This window comes from Microcystis sp. M169S2, assembly GCF_020245865.1.
Taxonomy (GTDB): Bacteria; Cyanobacteriota; Cyanobacteriia; order Cyanobacteriales; family Microcystaceae; genus Microcystis; species Microcystis ichthyoblabe_A.
The window spans coordinates 1-5,710 of the sequence record NZ_JADBUB010000149.1 but is presented as its reverse complement, the minus strand read 5'-3'; the positions used below and the strand labels follow the sequence as shown (position 1 = coordinate 5,710).

Here is a 5,710-nt window from a genome sequence, read left to right as displayed (position 1 = left end):
TTCTCTCAATAACAGAGGGACAGAGGTGGTTAGCTGAACGTTGGGAAAAACTGATAGTTTTATCGACGTAAGAAGCAGAAAAATTAGCTAAATTAACAGGATGTACTCTCAGACAATTTCAAGAGAGATAGGCTTTTAGTGACTTGGGAACAAACTTTATCAATTTATTCATAATAAATTTGGCAGAGGATTAAAGATTATAGTCATTTCAATTAAGATTGAGAATATCAATCCCAGAGTTCATAAGGGTTTTGTCGGTCTAGAGTGTATCAGACTTATCTGAAATGACTATAGTTATTGTGACTAATTCTTTTGGTTAGAAAAAGATAAACTTGAGAATCTTCAGTCAAATTTATTGACTTAAAATCAGCTGTACTTAATTTAAATGAATCAACCCTACCTAAACCCCTCGTTGGGGGCGTGGTGCCGCCCACAAACCCCCCGCGCATTAGTTTTTCGGTGGGATGCTTACACGCGATTGTTGATATATTTGTCCCAGTTTAAGAGTCACTGATAATTGCTGATTATCGGTGTTTCTGCAAAATCGAGATGCAGCCTTTTCGTTAACCACAAAGGACACAAAGTTGAGCTTTCCACGACTACTTACTGTCATCAAAAATATCTAGCTGCTGCAGAGAGGGGGAATTATCCGACTTAACTGGTTTAATTTTCTTAATTCCTTGACGCAAACCGATCGCAATTTTACTATGTTTTTCGATTTGACCCATCACCTGCATGGCACGATCGATCACAGAAGCTGGTAAACCGGCTAATCTCCCCGCTTCGATACCATAGGATTTATCCGCACCTCCCGGTCGTACTTGGTGCAAAAATACTATCTCATGGGGTAATTCTTTGACTGTTACCTGATAATTAGCCACATTCTCTAAAATTGAAGCTAATTCGTTTAGTTCGTGGTAGTGAGTGGCGAAAATCGTCCGCGATTGCAGTACCGTGGCTAAATACTCCGCCACAGACCAAGCTATGGATAAACCGTCAAAAGTGGCTGTCCCCCGGCCAATTTCGTCTAATAATACTAATGATCTCTCCGTGGCGTGATTGAGAATATTGGCAGTTTCGTTCATTTCCACCATAAAGGTGGATTGGCCAGTAGCGAGGTCATCCACAGCCCCCACCCGGGTGAAAATGCGATCGCAGATGGAGATTTTGGCCGACTTTGCTGGGACAAAACTGCCGGTTTGGGCCAACAATTGAATTAATCCCACCTGTCGCAGATAACAACTTTTGCCACTAGCATTGGGACCGGTGAGAATAATCAAGTCGGGGTATTCTAAACCTTCCTGATTGCCCAAATTAATCGAATTCGGCACAAAAAAGCCGGCCCCAAGGGATTGTTCCACCACGGGATGACGACCATCTTTAATATCGATAAGACGACCATCCGCGATTTCTGGGCGACAATATCCCTGATAAACGGCGATTTCTGCCAATCCGGCCAACACATCCAAAGCGGCGACTTTTGTGGCCACTTCTCGGATTTCTGGGGAAAATTCGGCCACTTGACGGCGTAAATCGCTAAAAATCTCGTATTCTAACTTATTTAATTCATCTACTGCCGTCAGAATTATATTTTCTTTCTCCTTTAACTCGGTGGTGATATAACGTTCCTCATTGACTAAAGTTTGCTTACGCACATACTCTTTTGGGGCGAAATCGGCTTTACTGCGGGGTAAACTGATATAATAACCGAAAGTTTTGTTATAATTAACCTTAAGGTTACTGATACCCGTTCTTTCTTTCTCTGTCGTCTCCAGATTCTTAAACCAATCGATTACTTCCTGATAGTCGCGCCGCAGGGCATCCAATTGGGCATCAATTCCCTCGCGAATCACCCCCCCTTCCTTCAGATGCAGCGGGGGAGATTCCACCAGATGGGCTATCACCTGCTGGCCTAATTTTTCTAAATCGGCGGGAATTTGCTGTAAAGCTTTCAAATAGGGCGAATTTCCCGAAGCGACCAAAGCCGCTAAATCGGCTAATTTGACTAAAGATGCCGCTAGGGAAAGTAAATCGCGGGCGTTAGCAGTTCCTGCACCTACACGACCGCTTAAACGTTCTATATCGTAGATTTCCCTTAATTTTTGCCGAATATCTTGGCGCAAGGAGGGATTATCCTTTAACTCTTGGATAGTATCCTGACGAGCGCGAATACCGCGAGAATCTAAGAGAGGTTGCAGTAACCAACGACGTAAAGCGCGACTACCCATGGCTGTACAGGTACGATCGATCGCCCATAATAGAGAACCATAGAAGCTACCATCGCGCACCGTTTGGGTAATTTCAAGGTTACGACGGGTTTGCCCATCTAAAATCAAAAATTCGGAGATAGAGTAGGTTTTTAAAGGTTGTAGGGGGACTTGATTGGCTTTTTGGGTATCTTCAATGTATTCTAATAAGCCCCCAGCTGCGCGAATAGCAAGGGGTAAATGTTCGCAGCCCATCCCCTCTAGGGAACGCATTTTATAGGTGATTAGGAGACGATTTTTCGCCTCTGTGAGAGTAAAGATATTTTGGGGACGGAGAGAATAACAAAAACTATCGGGTAAACAGGGGGGGAGATGGTCGGATTTTTCCCCGGGGCGCAAAATCCGGTTTAAATCGGGGGCATTGATGGGAAAAAGGATTTCCGAGGGCTGTAAACGGGTTAATTCTAGGCTTAAAGCCGTTAAATCGCTGGCTTGGGTGGTGTAGAATTCTCCGGTGGAGATGTCTGCATAGGCTAATCCCCAATTTTCTCCGGTAATCACCACAGCAGCTAGAAAATTATTCTTTTTTGCGTTTAACATTCCCTCATCGGTGAGGGTTCCGGGGGTGAGCAGTTTGGTGATAGCGCGTTCTACGAGTCGTTTTTCGGCGGCTGCTTCCGTTGAATCCTCTACCTGGTCACAAATCGCCACTGCATAGCCTTTTTCCACCAATAAACGACTATAGCGCTCTAGGGCGTGGTGGGGAACCCCGGTCATGGCGACTCTCCCAATCCCTTTACCCCCTTCCTTGCTGGTGAGAACTAATTCCAATTCTCTGGAGATAATCACCGCGTCCTGAAAGAAACACTCGAAAAAATCGCCCACACGATAGAGTAAAAGGGCATTGGGATAGGTTTCTTTTACCTCCACATAATGCTGGTACATGGGGGTGAGTTTATCGCGATCGAGTCCGCGATAATCACGATGGGGATCTTTATTGGTAGCCGGTGGTTCTAAGGGAAAATCCGAGGGGAGAGTCATGGGTGAAGGAAAGCTGGACAATTCTTTATTCAATTTACCGCTCTTGAGAACCTACGATCAAAGAATCCCAATAGCCTAAGCTGCTGGTTCGCGTTATCCAACCCAGAGATTAACATCTGAGCTATCTAGGTGGATTTTATATCATACTAAATCCAGTTATTAAAAACTGATTATGTATTCCCCCTTTTGCCTCTTGCCTCTTGCCTTTTGCCTGTCCTTATAAGTAGCCTATGCTCAACGGATTTATTATCATTCCTTGTCCGAGAATTATATTTTTGTTAATAACAGTTATTTTTAAGGGGTGGACTGCACTCTTTTAGTATAGACTTCGGCAGGATTAATTGAGGTGGTTATATCTTCTAAATCGAATTTTCGCAGGGTTTTATCTTTGGTATTGACCTGATAAACCAAACGATTAGTGATATCTAATCCAGTTAACCAATTACTGTGGGGATGATAGGCTCCCGTGTCGATATCTAACCAACCGGCACCGGCGACTAATTGCCCCGGACTTACCCCCGGAAAAGTAAAAGTAATCGTGTGGCCAGTGATAATTAATTTATCACTAAAAAAAGGTTCCGGCATACTGTGGAATTCATCGCGGATCCAACAAAAATGAGTGGCATCTTGTTCTTCGAGGGGTAAATGGGGATAAACCCCAGCATGAACCAGCCAAATATCGCCTAAATCGAGGTAAAGAGGCAAGGTTTTCAGCCAATCGATGTGATCTTGCGGTATTTTGTGATTATAGCTCGCGAGAGTAGCATGACCGCCACTATAAAGCCAAGCCGGCAACATTTCCCCCATCATTCCTTGCTTGCCCAACACTTCTAGCAGCATCTGTTCATGATTGCCCAATAGACAACGATAGCGGTTTTGACGGACAAATTCAACCACTTGGGCGCTATTGGGACCACGATCAATTAAATCGCCCAAGAAATAAACCGGTTCCTTTTCTTGAGGCGCGATTGTTTCCATTAGCTGCAAAAGAGCATCGTATTGACCGTGAACGTCACCGATGATGATTCGACGGGAGGACATGGTGGTAGAAGTTGGGTATCTGTGTTATTGTCCCTGGAGCGGGACTAACTCTAATATGCCCAGTTGAGACTTAGAAATTAACATTGATTTAGGGATTAGGGAAATGGGGAAATGGGGGAATCCAACTAAAACCCTAAAACCCCAACCCCCAACCCCCATCACCCAACCGGTCTAAATGTTAAGTTAAGTATCGAAGAGCGTCCGTTTCATCACCCAGTAGTAATATAATCACTGAGTTATCAATTTTGATCCTTGAGTATGACTGCATTCACCACAACCCCCACCCTTGCCAATTTGCCGGCCAGTGACAGCCGTAGCCGCGTCAGTGAATTTATGAAATCCCTACAGGATGAAATTTGTCGGGGATTAGAAGAAGTGGATGGACAAGCAAAATTTATCGAAGATAGTTGGCAACGGCCCGAAGGTGGCGGCGGACGTTCGCGAGTTTTGCGGGAAGGGGCAATTTTTGAACAAGCAGGGGTGAATTTTTCGGAAGTTTGGGGGAAAGAATTACCTCCTAGCATTGCTAAACAACGGCCCGAGGCTGCCGGTCATCAATTTTACGCCACGGGAACCTCGATGGTTTTACATCCTCGCAATCCTTATATTCCCACGGTTCACCTCAATTATCGCTATTTTGAAGCTGGCCCAGTTTGGTGGTTTGGCGGTGGTGCCGATTTAACTCCCTACTATGGGTTTGAAGAAGATGCTAGTCATTTTCATCGCACTTTTAAACAGGTTTGCGACCAACATCATCCCGAATATTATCCCGTTTTTAAACGCTGGTGTGATGAATATTTTTATCTCAATCATCGTCAGGAAGCCAGAGGCATCGGCGGGATTTTCTTTGATTACCAAGACGGTTTAGACCCTCTCTATCGTGGTCCTTTTGCCGAAAGTGATGCCGCTATCTATTCAGAAAAATTATCTCCCCAACAACCCCGCAACTGGGAAGAAATTTTTAGTTTCATTAATGACTGTGGCCGGGCTTTTCTACCCGCTTATGTTCCCATTGTCCAGAAACGCCGCTCGACGGAATACGGTGACAGAGAACGTCAGTTTCAACTCTATCGTCGCGGTCGTTATGTAGAATTTAATTTAGTTTATGATCGTGGCACAATTTTTGGGCTGCAAACTAACGGTCGTACCGAGTCGATTTTGATGTCTTTACCTCCTTTAGTCCGTTGGGAATACTGTTATCAACCTGCACCCAACACCCCAGAAGCAAAACTCTATGATGTCTTCCTAAAACCCCAAGATTGGGTTAATTGGCCAGGTTAAATCAGTTATCAGTTATCAGTTATCAGTTATCAGTTATCAGTTATCAGTTATCAGTTATCAGTTATCAGTTATCAGTTATCAGTTATCAGTTATCAGTTATCAGTTATCAGTTATCAGTTATCAGTTATCAGTTATCAGTT

The 5,710-nt window shown here is 44.2% G+C and carries 3 protein-coding genes; 1 reads left to right on the top strand and 2 read right to left on the bottom strand.

Going from position 1 to position 5,710, the window contains the following annotated elements:
• Nucleotides 1-599: 599 nt before the first annotated feature.
• Entirely contained in the window at nucleotides 600-3,248 is a 2,649-nt protein-coding gene (mutS, locus tag IM485_RS15430; RefSeq protein WP_287744191.1) for a DNA mismatch repair protein MutS, read from the bottom strand.
• Nucleotides 3,249-3,542: 294 nt separating this feature from the next.
• A complete protein-coding gene (locus IM485_RS15425) occupies nucleotides 3,543-4,289 on the bottom strand; it encodes a metallophosphoesterase family protein (RefSeq protein WP_287744186.1) in 747 nt (248 codons plus the stop codon).
• Between the two features lie 258 nt (nucleotides 4,290-4,547).
• On the opposite strand from IM485_RS15425, the gene hemF reads away from it, so the two are divergent.
• Nucleotides 4,548-5,570 (top strand): oxygen-dependent coproporphyrinogen oxidase, encoded by a 1,023-nt coding sequence (gene hemF, locus IM485_RS15420; protein ID WP_194018385.1) that lies wholly within the window; start codon nucleotides 4,548-4,550, stop codon nucleotides 5,568-5,570.
• The last annotated feature ends 140 nt before the right edge of the window (nucleotides 5,571-5,710 follow it).

What these genes read in the sequence shown, in the direction of transcription:
- IM485_RS15425 (WP_287744186.1), bottom strand. Translation starts at nt 4,289, where the DNA reads ATGTCCTCCCGTCGAATCATCATCGGTGACGTTCACGGTCAATACGAT.
- hemF (WP_194018385.1), top strand. Translation starts at nt 4,548, where the DNA reads ATGACTGCATTCACCACAACCCCCACCCTTGCCAATTTGCCGGCCAGT.
- mutS (WP_287744191.1), bottom strand. Translation starts at nt 3,248, where the DNA reads ATGACTCTCCCCTCGGATTTTCCCTTAGAACCACCGGCTACCAATAAA.